The organism is bacterium, from assembly GCA_020444065.1.
GTDB lineage: Bacteria > Sumerlaeota > Sumerlaeia > SLMS01 > JAHLLQ01 > JAHLLQ01.
Window position 1 is genome coordinate 32,328 of sequence record JAHLLQ010000005.1, and the last position, 21,232, is coordinate 53,559.

General features: G+C 60.3%; 18 protein-coding genes. 14 read left to right on the top strand and 4 right to left on the bottom strand.

The features are described 5' to 3' along the window. Positions 1-124: 124 nt before the first annotated feature. On the top strand, positions 125-496 hold the full coding sequence (locus KQI84_13040) for a DUF1232 domain-containing protein (protein MCB2155802.1): 372 nt from the start codon (positions 125-127) through the stop codon (positions 494-496). Between the two features lie 14 nt (positions 497-510). Here the strand turns inward: KQI84_13040 and KQI84_13045 are convergent, their stop codons facing one another. Genes KQI84_13045 through ligA form a run of 3 tightly spaced genes read right to left on the bottom strand, consistent with a single transcriptional unit; the run spans position 511 to position 4,265 of the window. After that, the gene (locus tag KQI84_13045; GenBank protein ID MCB2155803.1) at positions 511-1,464 is read right to left on the bottom strand and encodes a MoxR family ATPase; all 954 of its coding nucleotides are present in this window, start codon (positions 1,462-1,464) and stop codon (positions 511-513) included. Between the two features lie 18 nt (positions 1,465-1,482). Beyond that, positions 1,483-2,232, bottom strand: coding sequence for an endonuclease III (nth, locus tag KQI84_13050; GenBank protein MCB2155804.1), 750 nt, complete (start codon positions 2,230-2,232; stop codon positions 1,483-1,485). Positions 2,233-2,240: 8 nt separating this feature from the next. Beyond that, a complete protein-coding gene (gene ligA, locus KQI84_13055) occupies positions 2,241-4,265 on the bottom strand; it encodes an NAD-dependent DNA ligase LigA (protein MCB2155805.1) in 2,025 nt (674 codons plus the stop codon). A gap of 296 nt (positions 4,266-4,561) precedes the next feature. Between ligA and recJ the strand changes: the two genes are divergently transcribed. Further along, positions 4,562-6,310: a single-stranded-DNA-specific exonuclease RecJ gene (gene recJ, locus KQI84_13060; protein MCB2155806.1), complete on the top strand. Its 1,749-nt coding sequence runs from the start codon at positions 4,562-4,564 to the stop codon at positions 6,308-6,310. Further along, entirely contained in the window at positions 6,307-7,173 is an 867-nt protein-coding gene (locus KQI84_13065; protein ID MCB2155807.1) for a hypothetical protein, read from the top strand. The genes recJ and KQI84_13065 overlap by 4 nt, the downstream gene beginning before the upstream one ends. Here the strand turns inward: KQI84_13065 and KQI84_13070 are convergent. Further along, positions 7,170-8,687, bottom strand: coding sequence for an NAD(P)/FAD-dependent oxidoreductase (locus KQI84_13070; protein MCB2155808.1), 1,518 nt, complete (start codon positions 8,685-8,687; stop codon positions 7,170-7,172). The two genes, KQI84_13065 and KQI84_13070, sit on opposite strands and share 4 nt — an antisense overlap. Before the next feature lie 369 nt (positions 8,688-9,056). Between KQI84_13070 and KQI84_13075 the strand changes: the two genes are divergently transcribed. The 11 genes from KQI84_13075 (at position 9,057) to KQI84_13125 (ending at position 21,133) form a co-directional block, all read left to right on the top strand. Then, the gene (locus tag KQI84_13075) at positions 9,057-13,925 is read left to right on the top strand and encodes a protein kinase (protein MCB2155809.1); all 4,869 of its coding nucleotides are present in this window, start codon (positions 9,057-9,059) and stop codon (positions 13,923-13,925) included. Positions 13,926-13,966: 41 nt separating this feature from the next. After that, a complete protein-coding gene (locus tag KQI84_13080; protein ID MCB2155810.1) occupies positions 13,967-14,953 on the top strand; it encodes a hypothetical protein in 987 nt (328 codons plus the stop codon). 22 nt (positions 14,954-14,975) lie between these two features. Next, entirely contained in the window at positions 14,976-15,968 is a 993-nt protein-coding gene (locus KQI84_13085) for a hypothetical protein (GenBank protein ID MCB2155811.1), read from the top strand. 118 nt (positions 15,969-16,086) lie between these two features. Next, complete coding sequence (locus KQI84_13090; protein MCB2155812.1) at positions 16,087-16,524, top strand: hypothetical protein; 438 nt, start codon at positions 16,087-16,089, stop codon at positions 16,522-16,524. Positions 16,525-16,591: 67 nt separating this feature from the next. Continuing rightward, positions 16,592-17,068, top strand: a complete 477-nt coding sequence (locus tag KQI84_13095) for a hypothetical protein (protein MCB2155813.1) — start codon at positions 16,592-16,594, stop codon at positions 17,066-17,068. A 41-nt stretch (positions 17,069-17,109) separates the two neighbouring features. Then, the gene (locus tag KQI84_13100; GenBank protein MCB2155814.1) at positions 17,110-17,589 is read left to right on the top strand and encodes a hypothetical protein; all 480 of its coding nucleotides are present in this window, start codon (positions 17,110-17,112) and stop codon (positions 17,587-17,589) included. A 204-nt stretch (positions 17,590-17,793) separates the two neighbouring features. After that, the gene (locus KQI84_13105; protein MCB2155815.1) at positions 17,794-18,105 is read left to right on the top strand and encodes a hypothetical protein; all 312 of its coding nucleotides are present in this window, start codon (positions 17,794-17,796) and stop codon (positions 18,103-18,105) included. A 66-nt stretch (positions 18,106-18,171) separates the two neighbouring features. After that, positions 18,172-18,693: a hypothetical protein gene (locus KQI84_13110; protein ID MCB2155816.1), complete on the top strand. Its 522-nt coding sequence runs from the start codon at positions 18,172-18,174 to the stop codon at positions 18,691-18,693. 70 nt (positions 18,694-18,763) lie between these two features. After that, positions 18,764-19,228 (top strand): hypothetical protein, encoded by a 465-nt coding sequence (locus tag KQI84_13115; GenBank protein MCB2155817.1) that lies wholly within the window; start codon positions 18,764-18,766, stop codon positions 19,226-19,228. A gap of 52 nt (positions 19,229-19,280) precedes the next feature. Further along, positions 19,281-19,820 (top strand): hypothetical protein, encoded by a 540-nt coding sequence (locus KQI84_13120; protein MCB2155818.1) that lies wholly within the window; start codon positions 19,281-19,283, stop codon positions 19,818-19,820. 347 nt (positions 19,821-20,167) lie between these two features. After that, complete coding sequence (locus tag KQI84_13125) at positions 20,168-21,133, top strand: hypothetical protein (protein MCB2155819.1); 966 nt, start codon at positions 20,168-20,170, stop codon at positions 21,131-21,133. Positions 21,134-21,232: the final 99 nt, after the last annotated feature.

Here is a 21,232-nt window from a genome sequence, read left to right on the forward strand (position 1 = left end):
CACTCCGGCGGAACTCTGCCGCCGTCGGCGCGGGCGTGGCAATGGCAAACGCGACTGAATATCCTTGGCGATGGGCCATAACGAGTATAGGGTCCCTGCAGTGGCCGACCAAAAGGAAACCGCAATGGAACACACAATCCGCCCCGAAGACGTCACCCCCGAGGATGAGCAGCGCGTTCACGATCGGCTGGACGAGAAAATGGCGAGCGCCGGCGAGGCCATCGGCGGCAGCGTCGGGCGGCTGCTGTCCAACGTGAAGTTGCTCTACGCGATGCTGCGGGATAAGGGCTTCACGATCGACTGGACGTACAAGGCGAAGATCATCGCGGCGCTGCTGTACTTCATCGCGCCGATCGACATCATTCCCGATTTCATCCCGGGATTGGGCTACATCGATGACGCCGTCGTGATCGGTTACACGATCAAGGCGCTCAAGGACTTGATCGAGGCCTACAAAGTCTATCGCGGCGAGCCGAAGATTAGTCAGAAGAACTGATCCATACTCAGCGACTATTTAAACCGTCCCACCGGCACTTCGACGTGATCGAGGATTTCGTTGACGATCTGTTCCGGCTGCGTCCCGCCCAGGCGGCTTTGCGGCTTCAGCAGCAGTCGGTGGCAGAGGACGATCGGCGCCATCTGCTTCACCAGATCCGGCGTGACAAATGCCGCGCCATCGATCCACGCGCGGGCCTGGCACAGGCGGTAGAGCGCGATCGATGCACGTGCGCTGGCGCCGAGGATTAGATCGCGGTGCTCGCGCGTTTCCGCAACGAGTCGCACGATGTAATCGCTCACGTTTGGCTCGACGGCGATGTCCTCGCGCAGCTTCTGCTGCTCGGCGACGATCTCGTCGATTGTTGCGACGGACTCGATCGACTCGAGAGGATGGGCGAGGCGCTGGTGCTCGACGATGCGGCGCTCCTCCGCGACAGATGCGTAGCCCAGCGACAGGCGCACAAGAAAGCGATCCAACTGCGCCTCCGGCAGATCGTATACGCCGTGGTGTTCGACGGGGTTCTGCGTCGCGATGACGAAGAACGGTTCCGGCAGTTTGTATGTCGCTCCATCGACGCTGACGGTGCGCTCCTCCATGGCCTCCAGCAGCGCGGATTGCGTGCGCGGCGTCGCGCGATTGAGTTCATCCGCCAGGAGAACGCTGCTGAACAGAGGGCCCTCGCGGAACTCAAACTCGCCGGCTTTCTGATTGTAGATGGAAACGCCCGTCAGGTCCGACGGAAGCAGATCTGGTGTGAACTGCACGCGTCGGAATCCGGCGTCCAGCGAACGCGCCAACGCGCGTGCCAGCATCGTTTTCCCCGTGCCGGGAACGTCCTCGACGAGAACATGCCCGTTCGCGAGCAATGCGGAAATCGTCTGCACGATCGTCTCGCGTTTGCCGACGATCACCTTCTCGATGTTGTCGACCAGGCGTTGGGCAGCAGTTGCTTTTTCTTCGGCCATGGGGCGTTCCTTCGTTCGTCAAATCTCCGACTTAAATGCGCTGGGGCAGAGCGTCTGCAGCGCGCAACTCGCGCAATCGGGCTTGCGTGCTTTGCATGTCTTGCGTCCGTGCAAGATGACGGAGTGACAGAAATGCGACCATTCATCCGGCGGAAGAAGATTCGCGATCTCCGCTTCGATCTTCTCCGGGTCCGATTGCTTTGTCAGGCCAAGGCGATTCGTGATTCGTTTGAAGTGCGTGTCGACCGTGAGACCGGGATAGTCAAACGCGTTGCAGCGCACAACGTTCGCTGTCTTTCGAGCGACGCCGCGCAGCGACAGCAATTCATCCATGTCTTCCGGAACTTGGTCGGCAAAGCGTTCATGAATGTCCGCGCAAGCCGCGCGAATGGCCTTCGCTTTGTTGTTGAAGAACCCCGTGGAGTGAATGTCCTTCTCCAACTCGCCTGGAGGGGCGCTCGCGAAGTCCAGTGCCGTGGGATACTTCTTGAAGAGCGCCGGCGTAACCATGTTGACGCGTTCATCGGTGCACTGTGCGGAAAGGATCGTCGCCACGAGCAATTGCAGCGGCGTCTTGTAGTGCAGCGCGCACCCGGCCTCTGGGAATTCGCCACGCAGAACTTCCGCCATCTTGAGCGCTTCGGCCGACTTCTTCGCATTCTTTCGCAGTTTGCCGATGCGGTCCTTCAGGCCTTCGTCCACTTTGTCCCACAACGAGCTTTGCGTGTGGTAGTCGGCGTAGTTGGGTTTCTTCGGTTTTGCAGCCATCGTCTCGATTATCCGTTCAGGTTCTTCTGCAGTTCAGTCTCGTCCCAGATCGTGATACCGAGTTGTTGCGCCTTCTTGAACTTGCTGCCGGGGCTATCGCCGACGACAACGACGTCGGTCTTCTTTGAGACGCTACCGGTGACTTTTCCGCCGCGCTTTTCGATCTCGTCTTTCGCCTCGGCGCGCGTCATGGCTTCCAACTCGCCGGTCAGGACGAACGTTTTGCCGTCAAAGACTTCGCTCTTGTTTGCCTCGCGTTCCGCGGCGGATTCATCCGTCGGCGGATTCACGCCCGCATCGCGGAGGCGCTGGATCAAGGCTTTGTTGTCGTCACTTCCAAAGAACTCGCAGATGGCTTGGGCGACAACTTCGCCGATGCCTTCGACAGCCTTCAGACTTTCATAATCCGCCGCCATCACATTGTCCAACGTTCCGAATTCGCGTGCCAGATCGCGCGCGGACGACGTGCCGACGAACCGCATGCCCAGCGCAAACAGGAAACTCGCCAGCGGGCGCGTCTTGCTCTCGTCGATGGCGTCGACCAAGTTTTGTGCGGACTTCTCGGCAAATCGCTCCAGATCGATCAATTGCTCCTTCTGCAATCCATACAAGTCGGCCACGTCCGTTACCAAGGCGTGATCGACGAGGGAATCCACCACCTTCTCGCCCAGGCCTTCGATGTCCATCGCATTGCGGCTTGCATAGTGAATGATCCGTTCTCGCACCTGCGCGGGACACGCGGCATTCACGCAACGCAGCGCGACCTCTTCCTCGAGTTGCACCAGCTTGGATCCACAGGACGGACAGTTCTCCGGAATGGCGATTTTCAGCTCGTCGCCGGTGCGGAGAGACTCCAGCACACGCACGACTTTCGGGATAATGTCTCCGCCCTTCTCGACAACGACAGAATCGCCCACTTTGATTCCGAGGCGATCCAGTTCATCGACGTTATGCAGCGTTGCGCGCTTCACCGTCGTGCCGGCCAGCCGCACGGCGCTGAGATTCGCGACGGGCGTAACCGCACCCGTGCGTCCGACGCTCCATTCAACGCTTTCGAGTTTCGACTGCCCTTGCTCGGCGCTGAATTTGTACGCGACGAGCCACCGGGGGGACTTCGACGTGGCGCCGAGGCGACGCTGCCAGTCGCGGTTGTTCACCTTCACTACTAGCCCATCAGTGTCGTAGTTCAGATCGCCGCGCTTCTTCTCCCAAACGTCGACCAGCGCGATCACTTCGTCGATCGACTTACAAAGGCTTCGCTCCGGATTCACGCAGAACCCGAGTTCTTCGATGAACTGCAGGAACTCGAAGTGCGTCGGAGGCAAGTCGTAGTCCGACTCGCCGGCGGCGTAGGCAAACATCGTCAGCGGACGGTTTGCGACCTCGGCGGAATCGAGCATCTTCAGTGAACCGGCCGCGGCGTTGCGGGGATTGGCAAAGACCTGCTTGCCATCCTTCGCGCGGGCCTCATTCATCGCATCAAACGCATCGCGCTTGTAGTAGACTTCGCCGCGCACTTCAAAAACGCGCGCACCGTCCGGCACGGGAATGCGATCGGGGATGACATCGATCGTGCGCAGATTCTGCGTCACATCGTCGCCCTGGCTGCCGTCGCCGCGCGTCGCGCCTTGGACGAATCGACCCTCTTCGTAGCGCAACGAGATCGCCACGCCGTCAATCTTCAACTCTACGACGTACTCGATCTCTCCATCGACCAGCGACCCCAGGCTGCGCTTGTTGCGCTCATCCCATTCGCGCAACTCGTCCTCGTTGTAGGTGTTTGAGATGGAGAGCATCGGCACGGCGTGGCGGACCGTGGCAAAGCCCTCCTGCAGGTCGCTGCCGACGCGTTCCGTGGGCGAGGCCTCGGCCTTGAGCTCCGGGAACTGGCGCTCGAGCCCTTCCAATTCCTCGACCAGCAGATCGTACTCGCGATCGCTGATTTTGGGCTCGGCCTGCTTGTAGTACAGGAGATTGTGGTGCTCGATCTCCCGCCGGAGCACATCCACGCGATCGCGCACGCCGGAGGGCATTTCGCCCTCGGCCGTCGGCTGCAACTTGTCGTCAAACAACTCGCTCATCAATGCCCCCTGGGGTTCTTGCCATTCCGAAGGCGAGAATGCGGCGAACGGAGCCCGGGAGGCAAGCGGGGAAAGGGGGATCGCGCAGAGGCCCAAAGACGCAGAGACTCCCTCTCTCCGCGTCTTCGCGTCTCTGCGCGAGATTCCTTACCACCCGCGAACCCGCCACCCCCGACGCCCATCGCCCTTGACCGGCACCGGGCACGGGGGGACAAAGGGGGATGAACCTTGTGGAAGGCCGCTCGCCCATGACTGCTCCCGCTCCCAGCTCTGATTTTGCTCCGCCGCCAGCGCGATGGACGTTGCGTTCCGTGGACGAGGCGCTGGGTGAGCGAATCGCGGCGTCGTTGCAGATCCACCCGGCCGTCGGGCGCCTGATGGCCGCGCGCGGATGGAGCGACCTGAATGCGGCGGCCGATTTCCTGAGCCCCCGCCTGCGCAGCCTGCGCGATCCGTTTGAACTCAACGACATGCAACCGGCCGTCGAGCGGGCCCTCGCGGCGATCGAATCGGGACAGAAGATTGCCGTCTTCGGCGACTACGACGTCGACGGCATCTCGTCGACGGCGCTGATGATTCTGGCGCTGCAGCATTTGGGCGCGTCGCCGTCGTACTTCATCCCGCATCGCATACACGACGGCTACGGCATGAGCGCCCGGCGCGTGGAAGAATTGGCGGCGGAGGGCGCGAAGCTGCTGATCACGGTGGATTGCGGCGTCAGTTGCGCGGCGGAAATCGCCATTGCGCGTCGCCTCGGCATGGACGTGATCGTGACGGACCACCACCTTGCGGAGGGTGAACTGCCGGACGCCCACGCGATCGTGAATCCGAACCTCCCGGAGTCGTACTACGCGGGCGCGCGCTTGTCCGGAGTCGGCGTGGCGTTCAAGTTCGCCCACGCGCTTCTGAAGGCCGCCGGCCGTCCGCCGGAGGAGTCGCGGGATTTCCTTCGCAGCCTGATGGACCTCGTGGCGCTGGGGACGATCGCCGATGTGGTGCCCCTGGCGGGGGAGAACCGCGTGCTGGCGTACTTCGGGCTCCAGGTACTGCAGGACAGCGAGCGTCCGGGAATCCAGGCGCTGCTGGGTGTGGCGGGCCTGCGGGGCAAGGAACTGCGGGCCGAGCACGTCGGGTTCATGCTGGGGCCGCGCATCAATGCCGCCGGCCGCACAGACCACGCCGTGACAGCGCTGGAACTCCTGCTGACCACGAATTCCTCGCGCGCCACAGAGATTGCCAACCACCTGGACATGCTGAATCGCCGTCGCCGCGAAGAGGAGAACTCGATCCTCGATCATTGTCTCGCGGCTGCCGACCAGCAAATGGCGACCGGCGACGATTCGCTGCTGGTCGTCGGTGGCGAAGACTACCACCTCGGGATCGTCGGAATTGTGGCGGCGCGCCTGACCGAGCGCTTCCACCGACCTGCAATCGTGCTGCGCATGGAGGAAGAGCTGGCCCGCGGCAGCGCGCGGTCCATCAACGGCTTCGACATTCACGAAGCGCTCTGTTCCTGCCACGACCTGCTGACCCAGTACGGCGGCCACGCGGCGGCGGCAGGTGTGCAATTGCAATCCGCGCGCGTTCCCAAGTTCCGCGGCGCAATCAATGAGTTCGCCCGTGGCGTCTTTGCCGAACGCGATCTGACGCCCGAACTGGCGATCGACCTGGAACTGGAGCCCGGCGAGCTGACCTGGGATCTCCATCGCGATCTGCAGAAGCTCCAGCCCTTCGGCGAGGACAATCCATCGCCCCTGTTCCTGATGCGCGGCGTGCAGAACCAGTACCCGCCGCGGATCGTCGGGTCGAATCACCTGAAGCTGAACGTTCGCCTCGGCGATCGTTCGATGGCGGCGATTGGGTTTGGCTTGGCGCGGTACATGGAGATGTGCAACTCCGGCCAGCCGTATGACGTTGTCTTCCGGCCGACGGAGAATCACTTCCGCGGCCAAACGAATCTGGAAATGCACCTCGTCGATCTGCGAGCCAGCGCATGACCGATCAGATCACCATGTTTCGCCTGGCCCTGATCCAGGCGCGGAATCACCCATGCGCGGAGCACCTGGCCGAGGTCGGGCGATGTGCCGAGCCGTTGAGCGCGCGGACCGATCGGATGCGCGATGTCCGCCGCGTGGGGCGTGCGCCGATCGTCACCTTTCACGAATTCATGCAGGGCGTTCGCCGCGTGTTCGGAACGCATTGGCCGCTGGCCGACCCGTCCCAGGGCGAACCGTGGTCGGCAGACGAGGTGCAGGATATGTGGACGCAGATCGTGCTGGCCGCCATGCTGAGCGGCCCGGCAACCGTCGCGTTCCTGGCCGATGGATGGCTGGACGCCATCGTGCCGATCTTCGATGCCGGGCCGGAGCAGTTCGCCGGGCGCCGGCGCTACGGGATGGTTGTGCCGTCGCAGCGCCTCTGTCACCTGCTGGCAACGCCGCTGATCCTGCCGGAGAATGCGGCGGAACTGCTCGGAGACGACGGATTGGCGGGAATGAGCGAATCGATCGCCTGGGAGCCAGGCACCGTCGCACTGCCCAAGACGTTGGCCGGCATGATCGCGGTCATGATGGCGACCTTGCCGGAAGATTCGAGCACAGATCGAGTCGACGCCTTGCTGGCGGACTTGCTGGACGCCAATGGGATTTCCGACCATCCCCGCATGGCGGCGTTCTTCGTCGACATGACCGGCGCGGGGCCCGATCGCGCGCTCCGCTTTGCCGAGTGGCTCCATCTGCGGCTTCCGGCTATCGATGCTGCCCCGGCTGAGTCCATCGACCACCACGAAGCGGCCGTCGACCGCGAGCAAGCGCTCTGTCGGCTGTTGTCAGCGGCGGAGCAAGCTTCCCTCAGTGCCTAAGACTTAGTCTTCGACGCCGCGTGGCTGGCTACGAGGAGGCCGCCGGTGATGACGTCCGACAGGCGCGGGCCCGGGTGCGTGTCGGCACCCGCCAGGTAGAGGCCCCCGATTTCCGGAACCGATGTGCCCGGCCTCGCCATCCAGCCCCGGCGTGTCGAAAACGAGGGACCGAACAGGACTCCATCGGTCAGCCCATAAGTCCGCGCGAAATCCGGCGGCGTCATCACGACCTCTTCCTGGATCGACTCAGTGATGCCTGCAGCGCCCGCCTTCTCGACGCGGCGCAGCATCCGGTCGCGTTCGGCGTCGGCGTTCGCCTCGTTCCACACGAATCGATTCGAGGCCGGCGGTTGGTGCGCAAAAAGGCGCAGGACGTGGTGGCTCTCAGGCGCGAGGCTCGGATCCAGAAGCGATGGTGCCGAGACGAAGATTGTCGGATCCGATGGGGCGACTCGCCATTTCTCGATCTGGCGAGCCTCCTCGAAGGGATTGCCCCCCACGAAGACCGTCTCCGGCTGGCCGAGCGCCTCGAATTGCTCGGAGCAACCGAGCATCACGAGCAGCCCAGAATGACGGGCTTTGCGAGGACGATATCGCGTCGCCAGCTTCTTGTGCGGTTCGCCGTCGCTCAGGAGGCGCCCAGTCGTCAGGGCCGGGTCGGCGGTGCTGACCACGAGATCCGCCCGCAGGGGCCGAAAGCCCTGGCCGCTGACACGGCGGACGCGGTCGCCTTCGACCTCGATGTTCTCTACGCGTGCGTTCCAGACGAATCGCACGCCGAGCATCGTGGCGACCCGCACGAGCGACTCCAGGACGGCCTGCATGCCGCCCTCCGGGTACCAGAGGCCGCGGCGGATTTCGGTCCCAGCCAGGAAGGCCAGGGCCGCCGGCCCCCGCGGCGAGCCGCCCGGCCGCATGGCCAGGACGCGAAAGATGTCGCGAACACGATCGTGCGTGAAGCGTCGGCGCAGGAGGTGTTCCAGCGAGAACGGCGAGAAGAGTTTGCGCCAGTGCCGCACCGACCGCGGGTGTGCCGCCAGAAACGCCGGCCCGCGCCAGCCGCGCCCATTTGTGCCCCAGAAATGATCCTCGACCACAGAAGCGAATGACTCCATCTCGGCCAGGAACTTCGGGATCCGGCGGGCATCCTCCTTGGAGAAGCGAGCCACTTCTTTCGCTAACAGGTGTGGATCTCTCCAGAGGTCGAGGGTCTGGCCGTCCGGGAAGACGAGTCGGGTCGTTGGCCGGACCGGGATGAAGTTCAGAAAATCGGTCAAGCGCAGGTCCGCCAGTGCGAACAGTTGTCCAAGGACGTGCGGGTAGTTGATGAAGGGCTCGGCGGGATCGAAGCGATAGCCGCGAGCCTCGATCGGAGTCAGGCGACCGCCCGGATGGGGATTGCGCTCCAGGACGCGAACGCGCGCCCCGCGGGCAGCCAGGGCGATCGCCGCCGCCAGCCCTCCGGCCCCCGCGCCGATCACCACGGCCCGGGTCTCGCCCAGTCGCTTTTCCATCAAGACCTGCACGGCGCCAGTCCTTCCGTGTGAGTGCTCTCTCTCCCATCTACGGGAAGGGGCACAAGGCCAAGGGGGATTTCGGCCTTTGCGTTCGAAGTTCGGGTCGAAATCGGTCCCGCGGAGTCTCGATTGCTACCGGACGGGCAGACAGGCGCAAGCCTGAGAATCCTGGCTTTTCCCGATCCGAAAGGGCCGTAAAAAACCGGCGGGTTCCTTCCCGAAATCAAGGAATGGGGTTGCCAGCACTTTCGCCCCTCAACCAAAGTTCAGGAGAACCTTGCCCTCTTTTGCGCCCCTGCCCGCCGAGGAGCGGATTTTGGTATTGCCCGAGGGAAGGAATCCTGACGAACCGGGATCGACGCACGCATGAGCTGCACCCCCCGAACTCTCCTAACGAAGAACCGCCCGCCCTGGACGATTCTGCTGCTGGCTGTTGCACTGGCGGCCCCTCTGGTCGCCCAGCAGCCCCTCACCGAGCTCTATCGCCAAGACACGAAGCTCGAGCAGCCGAACACCATCGCTGCGGGCAATCTGTTCGACACCGCTCGGCCAGAGATCGTCGCCACAGACGTTCGCGGTCACATCAAGGTGTTCGATTCCCTGACGGGAGAGGAATTCAAAGCGCTGTCTCGCACCGTGGATGGCAATGTGGCACTGACCGGACCGGTTCTGGGAGATTTCCTGGGCAGGAATACGCTGGATATTGCCGTCGGAACAACCGATGGCCGAGTCATCTACTTCGATGGAAGTACCCTCGATGTCATTGCAGAGGCGAAGATCTCCGACAGGTCATTCGCGCTGCTTCCGACCGTGACCTTGATGCCACCGCAGGACGATCCCGCGCGCCAGCGCGAGGGGCTTGTCATGATCGACGAGGGCGGATTGATCCACGGTGTTGTGGTGACCGACGATCGCAACGTTGAAGACTACTGGGAGCCGATCAACTCGGGCAGCCGTGGCGCGGCGCCGGCATCCGTCGGCACCGTGCGTCAGCCGGTCGCGAACGATATCGTCTTCCCAACCAGCGACAACAATGTGATCATCATCGATCCGCGTATGGGCACGCACGAGAAGATCTACGTCCGCGAAACGCAGAGCATCATGACGACCCCGCTGCTGATCGATATCAATCAGGACGGGCACGACGACATGGTCCTGACGTTCGACAATGGGGACATCTGGGCGCTGCGCTACACCGATCGGAACAAGTTGGAGAAACTGTGGGAGTATTTCTCCAACAACCCGCCCGTGGGTGAACCCACACTCGTCGGGACAATCGGCGTTCCGCTCTCTCAGCAACTGATTTTCTATCCTGGCCGCACGCTCGAGGCGATCAACCCGGTCACCGGCTTGCGCAAGACCGAGGGAGACACAAAGAGCTTTGGCGGAATCAACACGCCGCTGGCATTGATTCCGAGCGAGATGGGCTATCCCTCGGTGGCTATGGGGATCGGCCAGGTCGTTCGCGTTGTCGATACGGAGACCTGGTTCACGCAAGCGGCCCCTGCGTTGCGCTATCCGGAAGTCAGCGTCGGTGATCGGCTGAACGGCACACCGCTGGTCGTCACAGTCGAGGACGATCAGGGCGAGTTCACGAAGATGCTGGTCATTGGCATGACCGAGAGTGGTCGGCTCGTTGGAATTCCGACGCCGGAAACGCCGCTTGAACTGACCACCACGCCGTGGATGACGCGGGGCGGCTCATCGCGTCACAATCCCCGCTTTGACCAGGAATACTTCCAGCGCCACTTCTCCCGCGAGATCGCACTCGAGGAGCTTCACCAGAAGACGCTCGACGACCTGGACGCGGCGATGCAGGCCGGCAATTACGACGACGCACTCGTCTCGGCCGAATGGCTAGCCGAGTTCAACCCCGCCAATTCGGAATACCAGAGCAAGCACCGCGAGATCTGGATCCGCCGGAATATGATCATGCTGGCGCTGGCCGGATTGCTCGCCCTGGCGGTTGTGGGTCTCGTTGCCTACTTTGTGATTGGGTTCCTTCTCGTTCGCCGGTTGGAACGTCGCGCACGCGCGGCCGTGACAAAGGCGAAGTGGGACGAAGCGATGGTCATGTACGAGCGACTGCGCACCAAGAAACCAAAGAACCCGAAGATCATCGCCACGCTTGCACTGGTCTATACCTCGCGCAGTAACTACGAGCCGAAGACGATCGAGGTTTATCAGAAGGCACTCGCGCAGGATCCCGACAACAAGAACCTGCTGCACGCGTATGCACGTGCGCTGCTAAAGGATCATCGCTACACCAAGGAAGCCCACGACGTTTACGAGAAGGCCTTGAAGTCCTTCTCCGAACCGCCATTGTTGGAGTACGCTCTCGGCCTTTGCCTGAAGAACGAGGGCAAACTCGAGCAGGCCGGCAAGCGCCTCCGCGCCGCGTTGCGTGGCGGTCTTGCGAAGGATGAAGTCTACGCCGCGCTCTGCGATGTGTACCTGGAAATGGGCGTGCATTCCGCCAAGGCTCTGCCGGTCTACAAGCAGCAGTTCAATAACCGTCAGGAAGATGCCCGGTTCCTGCAGGCGTACCTGCAGTCCTGCATGGATGCGAAGCAGACAGACTCGCAGGTCGAGACGCTCTGTCACATGGTGCTCGACCTCGATCCAAAGTTTGTCCCGGCGTACTGCCATCTCGCGGCAATCTACTTGCAGAAGAACGAGATCGGTCGCGCGATCGAAGAAGTCAATCGCGCGAACGAAGTCGATCCGACCAGCGAGCAGGCGATCGCTCTGTTGGCGCATTGCTACATGTTGCAGGCGCGCTCGGACGAGCAGGCACTCGCCGCCTTCCGCAAGGCATTGAAGATGAACCCCAACGATTCCGAGATGTTGCGGATGGTCGCGGAGATCTACCAGAACGAGGGTCGTTACGACGCGGAGGCCGTGGACATCTATCATCGGTCCCACGAAGAGAATCCCGATGATGCTCCAACGCTGAAGGCATTGGCCGAGACCGCACGACTGACGAACAATCACGACCTTGCTATTCGCTCCATCGAAGCCCTGATTCATCAGGGCCAGGGCAATCCGGAACTCAACGCGCAGTTGGCGTACGCCTACATCGCGGAGGGCATTTACGAAACACGCGCCGAACGCATCTATCGCGAGGCACTGAAGGCCAAGCCCGACGACACGAAGTTGCTCGGCGCACTGGCCCGCGTTCTGATGAGTGAGAATCGCGATGATCCCGAGGCGATTCCGATCTACGAGCGCCACTTGCATGCGCAGCGCGACGACAAGGAAATCGGGACGCAGCTCGTTCGCGCGTACAATCGCAACAACCGCTACGACGACGCATTGAAGCTCGCGCAGTACTTGCTGAAGAAGGCACCGAACGACGAGGAACTGAATCGCCTTGTCGCCCTTTCCAGTCTGCACGGCAACAAGATTGAGGAAGCGGTCGCCGAGTATCAGAACATCCTAAAGCGCAACCCGAACGACAAGGAAGCGCAGGTGCACCTGGCGCTCGCGTACGCGCAGAAGGGCAAGTACGACGAGGAGGCCGGCGGTGTGATTCGCCAGGCGCTCGCCGTGCAACCGGAGAATGCCGAACTGCACCTTGCCATGGCGCGCATCTGCGTCGAAGGCAAGGACGCGCCGAAGGCCGTGGAGCATTATCAGCACGCCCTGAAGGCGCGGCCGGGCTCAGAGGATCAGTTAATCCGACACATCAACGCGGTGCTGGCGGCGCATCCCGAAGCGGCCCGCGTGCGCTGGTTCCTGTGCGAAGTGCTCGTCGCGTACGGTCACTTCCGCGATGCGCTGGACCAGCTCGCGACCATCTACGAATCCAATCCGAATCACGTGAAGAACATCCTGAAGGCGTTGGACAAGATCCTCGCCAAGGATCCGAAGAACGTCGCCGCGCTGGTCCAGAAGGGCCGCATGTTGATCGCGACGAACGACACGAAGAGCGCACGTGCAACGCTCGAGCAGGCCTACCAGTTGCAGCCCGGCAGCCCAGACGTGACGCGCGTCTTGTGCGAGGTCTACGAGGCCGCGCTGAAGGCCAACGAAGACATGGAAGTGCGCTTCAAACTGGGACGGATTTACTTCTCGAGCCAGGAGTACGACAAGGCGATCGGCTGTTTCCAGAAGACCGCACAGGACTATCGCTGGGAAGCCGAATCGACTAAGATGCTCGGCAAGTGCTTCACGGCGAAGGGTATGCTCGACCTGGCGCTGCAGGAGTACAAGAAACTCGTCGTCGACGACGAGACGAAGGAACTCCTCTACGATCTGGCGCAGCGCTACGAAGCGAAGAAGGACCTCGTTGGCGCCAAGACCGTCTATCGCCAGTTGTTCGCGGCGGACATCGACTACAAAGACGTCAAGACACGCTTCGAGATGCTGTCCGGTTCGACCAGCGATCCGATGGCGTTTGAGAAAACCAGCATTGTCCAGCAGATGAGCGAGGATGCGAAGCGCCGCTACGAATTGCTCGACGAACTCGGCCGCGGGGCCATGGGCATCGTCTATCGCGCACGCGACAAGGAACTTGAGGAAGTTGTCGCGCTGAAGATCCTGCCCGATTCGATGTCGAACAATCCGGAAGCCGTGCATCGCTTCAAAGTCGAAGCGCGTAATGCGCGCAAGCTCTCGCACCCGAACATCGTGCGTATCCACGACATCGGCGAGGAAATGGGCCGCAAGTACATCTCGATGGAGTACGTCGATGGCTCCGATCTGAAAAAGCGAATCAAGAGCGGCAAGAAGATGGAGCCGAAGGAGATTTATCACTACGCGATCCAGATCGCCGACGCGTTGGCCTATGCGCATCGCCTTGGCATCGTCCACCGCGATATCAAACCCGCGAACATCATGCTGACCACCGCGGACGAAATCAAAGTCACCGACTTCGGCATCGCGAAGATGCTCGATTCAACCGGCGAAGGAACGATGGTCGGCGCCGTGATCGGAACGCCGCTCTACATGTCTCCGGAGCAGGTGCAGGGCATCCCCGTCGACAATCGCGCGGACATCTACTCCTACGGCGTGATGCTGTACGAGTTCGTGAACAGCAAGCCGCCCTTTATCGAAGGCGACCTGGCCTATCAGCATATGCACCGCGATCCCGATCGCCCGGAGAACTGCTCGGACGAACTGTGGGCGATCATCGCGAAGTGTCTGGCGAAGGATAAGGACGACCGCTGGGCGAACGCCGACGAAATCGTCGAAGCGCTCCGCGACGCGCGCAAGGCATCAAGCGCCGTGTAATCGTGCAGGGAACGGACATCGAGGGAGGGCTGCAGGACCCCGTGAACACTCCACACTCGCTCCTCGCCCTTCTGCTCGCCGCCACAATCAGTCTCTTCCTCACCGGCTGCTTCGGCGCAACGCCGTCGCAGCCGTTGTTATTGAATGATCCTCCGTGGCAAAGCGAGGCGGCGGGAGACTACGTTCAACTTTGCTATCAGGCCTATTCCAGAAGTGAGCCGCAGATCGTTCTTGAGCGGATCAACACGAACGAAATCGTTTGGGTGAACTACCTTCAGTACGCAGGTCGGAGGACTTTCGTCCGTAGGATGCCATGGTACACTCCACTGAAGTCGCATTCCTCGGAGTTCGCACCGAATCCAGCTTCAGGCAAGGCTCTCGTCGAACTGCAGCCTCCTTTTGGCGCGTATGTTCCTTTTGGTTCCAACAAGGGGAAGACCATCTTCGATCTCTCGACCCTGATTGGTTCGAATAGGCAGTCCTACCGATTTCTGATTTCTTGGGCTCGGTTGTCCCCCGTTCCTCGCTCCAACGTTTCGGAGAGGGACTTCTGGTGGAAGGCGACGTATGTCACCTGGGGACTTCCGCGAGATATTCTCGATGCACCCATTACGCTCATGCGACGGGATGGCTTCGATGCTTTTGGCGGCCCCCAGAGACTTTGTGGCGACGACACAATGGTGACTTTCGTCGCCTTCGACATCGCGCTTACGATCGCTGTTCCTATCGTCATTGCGGCCACTGTCACACCCCTCTATGTCGGGATTCCTCTGGCGGCTCTTGGGTTTGCCACAGCGACGTGGGCAGCCATCTTCGTAACTTCCTATGTCAAGCAACTCTCCTCAATCTTGTTCCAACGTATCATCAATCCTCTCCAAACCGCCGCATTGCGTGGCGGAGTGGATTCGGAAGATTACTTCCCGAACTGGAAGTTCGGAGTGCATGACCGCAGCGGCCTGGCGATCATCGAAGAGGTCGGTCAGGCCGAGGAGTATTGGGTCATTACCAACATCCAGCGCATCCCATGAATCGATTGGCAGAATGCAATCTGTGAAGAGCCCCTCACGCTACACCGCCGCCCTGTTGATTCTCCTCGCGAGTCTCTTCCTCACCGGCTGCTTCGGCCCAACGCCGTCGCGGCCGTTGTTATTGCACAACCCGCCCTGGCAGCAAATCGACGCCGGGACGGAGACCATTCTGCACTACCAGACTTACTCTGCCGATCGTCCGGAAATCATGCTCGAGCCCATCGGGCCCAGGAAGGAGGCGGGGCGCTTCTCTGCCACTCAATTCCTCGGCGCGGGGAGATCGACTTCACACGAAGACACCGTCCGATATGCAAGACTCGGCAATCGGATGGCTCTGCCTTTCTCGGACGATTACGGCCCGCCTTCCGCCGCATTTCACACGCTGCTGCCGCCTGAACGATCGAACATTCGCCGTGGAGATTTGTGGCAGGGAAACACGATTCTGATTCTCACGGACAACTGGGTACGATCGGAGACATCGCAGATCAGATTCCTCGTCTCCTGGGTCGGCATCCCGACGGATCGCGCAGCGGCGCAGGAAGGCTTGCCGGCAATCACGTATCCACTGTGGGGCTTGCCGCGAGACTTGCTTGATGCGCCCATCACGTTCTTGCGTCGCTGCGGATTCGATCGCCTTCTCGACCCCATCCCGGTTGAAAATCCACGCGTCGCCTACTGGGTCAGCCTCGGCGCCGTCATTGGAATCGCCGCGGCCGGGCCCGCGGCGTTCCTGTTCGCCGTCACGCCTTGGTATATGTTTATGGGAACAACCTTGATGGTGATCTTCCCGAGCAGCGTCGCCGTCGGAGCGGTCGCAGCCTTCATCACGAGGACCGCGCTCGAGTTCGGCTTCCAGAGTTTCATCAATCCGCTCCAGGTCGGCGCATTGCGCGGCGGCGTGGACTCGGAGGACTACTTCCCCAACTGGAAGTTTGGCGTTCGGCGCGAACGCACCCTCCCTTCCGGCGCGGGCGAAATCCGCTGGGTCGTCACGGATATTCGCCGACTGCCATAGCGTCTCCTGCCTGTTTGCCATTCCTCACTTGTGTTTTCTTACGCTTCTGCAGTAATGACTGAGTAGGTGTTTCTCGTGGGAAAATTCTCACCACGAAGGCACGAAGAGCACGAAGAGGATGAGGATTATGGAGGACGTTCCATTGGCAAATGATGAGGCCCGCGGGACAGGGTGGTGGATTCTGGCCGCTATTGCCGGTGTGGCATTCGTCGCTCTGATTCTCGCGCCGGGCTTTCTCAAAGCTCGCGAGTCATCGGCACGCAATTCTTGCCAGGGAAACATGGAAAGAATCGACTCGGCAGTGCAGCAGTACATGTTGGAACTCGGGATAGAAAGCAGGGCGATGCTTGTTGCAATGATCGGCACGGAGCAGAAGGACTGGGAGAAGCACTTGGTGGGGCAGAAGAAGATCATTCGCTACTCGCCCAAGTGCCCGACGGGCAGTGAGTATGTTCTCAACCCTTCCCCAGATGATCCGCCGGTGTCTTGCCGATTCTGGCTGGAGCATCCGCGGGAGACGCGGCATCTGTACGTGTGGCCGCGCACGGGGTCTTAGGAATTCGCAGCCCGCCTTCGCGAAACGCTTCGGCACGCCGGACGAAGGCACGAAGAGCACGAAGGGGATGAGGATTATGGAGGACGACGAGAAACCCGAGAAGCAGAAGGCCGTTTCAGTACGACGGAAGCGGATGATGAGAGGAGTTTGGATCGCTTGCGCCGTGCTGGTCTTGGCTCTGGGCATCGCCCTGATCTTACGAGAGCTTCTCCCTGCGCGCGAGACGCCGCACAGGTCTTCTTGCCAATACAATCAAGCCGTGGTCGATTCGGCCGTTCAGCAGTACATCCTCGAATTCGGCCTGAAGGACCAGGCGGAGTTCGTGGCTCTCTTTGGAACCGAGCAGAAGGATTGGTCGCACGTTCTTGTGGGGCCGGACAAGTACATTCGTTACCCACCCAAATGCCCCACGCACAAATCTTCGTGGATGTTCTGGAAACCTCTGAACGATTACTCGATTGCTCCGACAAACGCTGGCTTCGAGGGGGGAGGACCAGCAAAATGCAATGTCTGCGATCTTCCTTATCCGCAGGCGGACCCGTAAAGGACGAATGGGAAGAGGAAATCGGAGGGCCGGAGGAGAGCATGAGCAATCAACAGACAGATGCGCCAGGCCGCCGGTTATTGCCGGAGTGGTTGCGACATCCCTGGGGATGTTGGGTTCTGCTGATTCTGTACGTCGTTGGAACCATTGCGTGGATGATTCCTGGGGCCTTGAAAGCTAGAGATACCCCCGCTCGGTACTCCTGTCAGGACGTCATGACAAGAATCGACTCGGCGGTGCAGCAGTATATCGAGGAATTCGAACTCGAGGGGCGGGCGCAGTTTGTGGCGATGTTCGGTACGGAGCAGAAGGATTGGTCCCCGGTGCTGGTGGGACCTGATTACGGCCTCCGTCAACCTCCCAGGTGCACGAGTCACGCGGCGCCGCCATTCTGGGAGTTCTGGCAATCAAGAGAAGTGCTGAACGACTACTCGATTGCAGACAAGGCCGATGCGGAATTCCCGGTGATGTGTAATATCTACCCGGAGGACCATCTTTATCCGGTGCCGCGCGACCCGTAGGAATGCCAAAAGGGGGTTGAGGACATGATGCACGACGAGAAACCGGAAAAGCCGGCCGCAGTCTCGGAAGAATATTCGACGCGTCTGAAGCAGGCATTGAAGGTGTTCGCAATTCCTATTGTATTGGCCATGTTAATCCTGTCTGGAAATCCGTTCAGGAAAGCGCCTGAAACTTCAGCACGAAACTCCTGTCCCGAGAAACAGATGAGGATCGCTTCAGCCGTGCAGCAGTATATCGCGGACTACAAGCTGACGGGCCAGGCGCAATTTGTCGCGTTGTTTGGAACGGAACAGAAGGACTGGTCCCCCGTTCTTGTGGGGCCCGACAAATACATTCGCTATCCAGTCAAGTGCCCGAGCCACAAGGACCCGCCATCCTGGCAATTCTGGCGATCAGGAGAAGTGCTGAACGATTACTCGATCTCTCCGACGGACGCTGGCTTCAAGGGAGGAGCACTGGTGAGATGCAGTGTCGAGCCGGAGCGGCATTTGGATCCGAGTGCGCCGAGACCTTAGCAATGCACCATCCGCCTTTGCGAAACGCTTCGGCACGCAGGATGAAGGCACGAAGGGGATGAGGACATGATGCACGACGAGAAACCGGAAAAGCCGGCCGCAGTCTCGGAAGAATATTCGACGCGTCTGAAGCAGGCATTGAAGGTGTTCGCAATTCCTATTGTATTGGCCATGTTAATCCTGTCTGGAAATCCGTTCAGGAAAGCGCCTGAAACTTCAGCACGAAACTCCTGTCCCGAGAAACAGATGAGGATCGCTTCAGCCGTGCAGCAGTATATCGCGGACTACAAGCTGACGGGCCAGGCGCAATTTGTCGCGTTGTTTGGAACGGAACAGAAGGACTGGTCCCCGGTTCTTGTGGGGCCTACGAAGCTTCTTCGCTATCCCCCCAAGTGCCCCGCCCACAAGTCTTCATTGATGTTCTGGCGACCTCTGAACGACTACTCGATCGCTCCAACCGATGCCGGTTTCAAGGGGGGAGTTCCGGTGAGATGTAATGTCGGCAAAGACCGGCATCCGTACCCTGAGGCACCCCCGCCTTATCCAACACCCATTCCGGCTGCGATGTCCGGTGATGTTGGGGAGTAGGAATGCCCCACTCGCCGTCGCGAAATGCTTCGGCACACAGGAATCAAGAAGCGTGAGAGAGGAGACAGTTGTGAGCACTGCAAAGCCCAAGAAGCCGCCCGCTGTCTCTCGGCGGTGGTTGATCAGCGTTGGCCGAATCACAGCCCTCATCGTGCTGGTGGCGTTGCCTCTTGGCGGGTACATGGTCTATCGATACGAAACGCGACCTTTCCACGATACGAATCACGTCAGTCGATGCCAACGTGCCATGGAACGCATCGAATACGGAGTGGAGGACTTTCAGTACAGAAATGGTCTGCCCGACCGTGCGTCGGCGCTGGCAGTCCTGGGGCGCGAGCAGCCTCTGTGGGAACCGATCCTCGCAAATTCCGATCTCCTTTACTATACGCCTCGTTGCCCCAGCATGGGGCGCCGATGGTCGGGCGATCCGGCACGGAATTACACACTGAATGTCACCGGACCACGGGTGGTCTGCAACGCGCGCTTCTGTGGCTGTACACTGTACTGGAACGTCCCGCCGGGCGGCGAAGACTAACGCCGCCGCTCCGCGCACGCCAAGACGTGAGGGACAGGAAGAGGACGAGGAGATGAAGCACGACGAAAAACCGGAAAAGCCCGAAGCCGTCTCGGAGGAGTGGAAGCGAAAGCTGAAGCGAGCTTGGATCTTATGCGGTCTGCTGGTCTTGGTGCTGGCTGTGGGGCTGGGCATCTACTTCGGTTGGCCGCTGCTCTTCAAGGCGCGCGAGACATCGGCCAGGAATCCTTGTCAGGAAAACCAGATGAAGATCGATTCGGCCGTTCAGCAGTACATCCTCGAGTATGGGCTGAATGATCAGGCAGAGTTTGTTGCTTTGTTCGGAACCGAGCAGAAGGACTGGTCGCCTGTCTTGATCGGCGAGAATCGGTTCATCCGTTACGAGCCAAAGTGCCCGGCTCATGAGTCTCCGGCATTTTGGAAGTTCTGGCGATGGGGAGAACCAATCAATGATTACTCGATTGCCAATAATTCTATGGCTGCTTGGCCGGTAAGGTGCAATGTTGGCATGGAGCGGCACCCATATCCCGGAGGAGGCGATGATGATGTCGATCCGACACCGACACCTACTCCCGCGGCAGATGGATCATAGCAATGCACCTCGCGCCTTCGCGAAACACTTCGGCGCGCCGGACGAAGGCATGAAGGAGACGAAGGGGACGAGGAAATGAAGCACGACGAGAAACCGGAAAAGCCGGAAGTTCTTTCGGAGCGCTGGCTTGTGATGCTGAGGCGCGTTCTCATCCTCGGCGTTGGTGTCGCGGTGTTGCTTGGCATCCTAACCTCGATTGGATTCCGATGTTTACGAATTCGACGTCTTCGAGTCGCTTTTCATGAACAAAGGGCTTAATCACTGTGCAACCAATACAGAGAGAGGAATCCCCCAGATCGCCTGGCACCGCGAGCTGCCGAATCCTCCCGCACTCGGAGATGACTAAGATGAAGAATATACTGCGCAGAATATCAATCTGCCTCTTCTGGTTGCTCTGCAGCATTCCCACACGCGCTAATCCAGATGACGTACTGAGAGACTGTCTCCTAACAGCCGATGAAGCAGCAATCACGACGCTCTCATTGACTGCATCTCAAGTGCTTGCAATGGCGAGCATTGCTAGAGTGTCAGCGAATCCGACTACTGACGTAGGCATTCCGGAAGAGGAGCTTGCAGAGAACTTGGCTGAGTTCGAGTCAGCTCTTGATTCTCTGGCGCTTGGAAGTAACGAGGATCAACTCACCACGGCTACAATGCTTGAGGGCGAGAGCTGGATGGCGAAAATTCTACTGGTTGCCTGGGATCGAAGCGAACGCCCTGAACACTATGAGGAAGTTGTTAACTACCTACAGGCCGATCCGATAGCATTGGGAGGAAGAGTTCTCCCCACATGTCGTTTAGCCGCAATACCGCGAACCGACGAATGGCGCCTCCCTGTCGAGTACGCTCTTCTTCGTCCTTGGCAACCGGGAGAAGGAGTGGCTCGCGCGAGCAGATTCTATGATCGACACAGATTCGATCTCCCAGAGGCTTCTCTGGTCAGTTACTCCCCCAGCTCAGCCTGGGATTCGCGGGCAGTTCCCTGCCTTATTCTCTACGCGAAAAACGCAATGTTGGAGTACTCCGATGGCAGCTTGGAGGGCAGTTCTACTGATGAGAATCTATTCGCGGTACTTGTGCTCCTCGGTGCCATGCCCAGTGAGCTGAATCTGCGGATGCAGGCGATGCTTGTCACCTGCAGCGAAAGAGCAATCTCGTCCTCATTTGCTGACGAGTTTGCAGGATTACTTGTGGGCACAACAAATGAGACTAGTGATTGGGACGAGTTGTATGGCGCAGGCGAGTCTGTCGTGGATTCAGCGAATCTGGAAGGATTTGGCATCCTGAAGTCTCTTCGTCAGGGCACGGACTAGGGAGGGCTTCGAAGACGATGGGCCCGTGAGGTGCAATATCGCGCCTGAACAACATCCGTATCCGCAGGCGGGCATCTGAAGGAGACAAAGAGGACGAGG

Excerpts from the sequence above, each read along its gene's own strand:
- KQI84_13105 (MCB2155815.1), top strand. The coding sequence starts at position 17,794 with ATGAGGATCGCTTCAGCCGTGCAGCAGTATATCGCGGACTACAAGCTG.
- KQI84_13065 (MCB2155807.1), top strand. The coding sequence starts at position 6,307 with ATGACCGATCAGATCACCATGTTTCGCCTGGCCCTGATCCAGGCGCGG.
- KQI84_13110 (MCB2155816.1), top strand. The coding sequence starts at position 18,172 with ATGATGCACGACGAGAAACCGGAAAAGCCGGCCGCAGTCTCGGAAGAA.
- KQI84_13120 (MCB2155818.1), top strand. The coding sequence starts at position 19,281 with ATGAAGCACGACGAAAAACCGGAAAAGCCCGAAGCCGTCTCGGAGGAG.
- KQI84_13040 (MCB2155802.1), top strand. The coding sequence starts at position 125 with ATGGAACACACAATCCGCCCCGAAGACGTCACCCCCGAGGATGAGCAG.
- KQI84_13090 (MCB2155812.1), top strand. The coding sequence starts at position 16,087 with ATGAGGATTATGGAGGACGTTCCATTGGCAAATGATGAGGCCCGCGGG.
- KQI84_13095 (MCB2155813.1), top strand. The coding sequence starts at position 16,592 with ATGAGGATTATGGAGGACGACGAGAAACCCGAGAAGCAGAAGGCCGTT.
- nth (MCB2155804.1), bottom strand. The coding sequence starts at position 2,232 with ATGGCTGCAAAACCGAAGAAACCCAACTACGCCGACTACCACACGCAA.
- KQI84_13045 (MCB2155803.1), bottom strand. The coding sequence starts at position 1,464 with ATGGCCGAAGAAAAAGCAACTGCTGCCCAACGCCTGGTCGACAACATC.
- recJ (MCB2155806.1), top strand. The coding sequence starts at position 4,562 with ATGACTGCTCCCGCTCCCAGCTCTGATTTTGCTCCGCCGCCAGCGCGA.
- KQI84_13075 (MCB2155809.1), top strand. The coding sequence starts at position 9,057 with ATGAGCTGCACCCCCCGAACTCTCCTAACGAAGAACCGCCCGCCCTGG.
- KQI84_13070 (MCB2155808.1), bottom strand. The coding sequence starts at position 8,687 with ATGGAAAAGCGACTGGGCGAGACCCGGGCCGTGGTGATCGGCGCGGGG.
- ligA (MCB2155805.1), bottom strand. The coding sequence starts at position 4,265 with ATGCCCTCCGGCGTGCGCGATCGCGTGGATGTGCTCCGGCGGGAGATC.
- KQI84_13125 (MCB2155819.1), top strand. The coding sequence starts at position 20,168 with ATGAAGAATATACTGCGCAGAATATCAATCTGCCTCTTCTGGTTGCTC.
- KQI84_13100 (MCB2155814.1), top strand. The coding sequence starts at position 17,110 with ATGAGCAATCAACAGACAGATGCGCCAGGCCGCCGGTTATTGCCGGAG.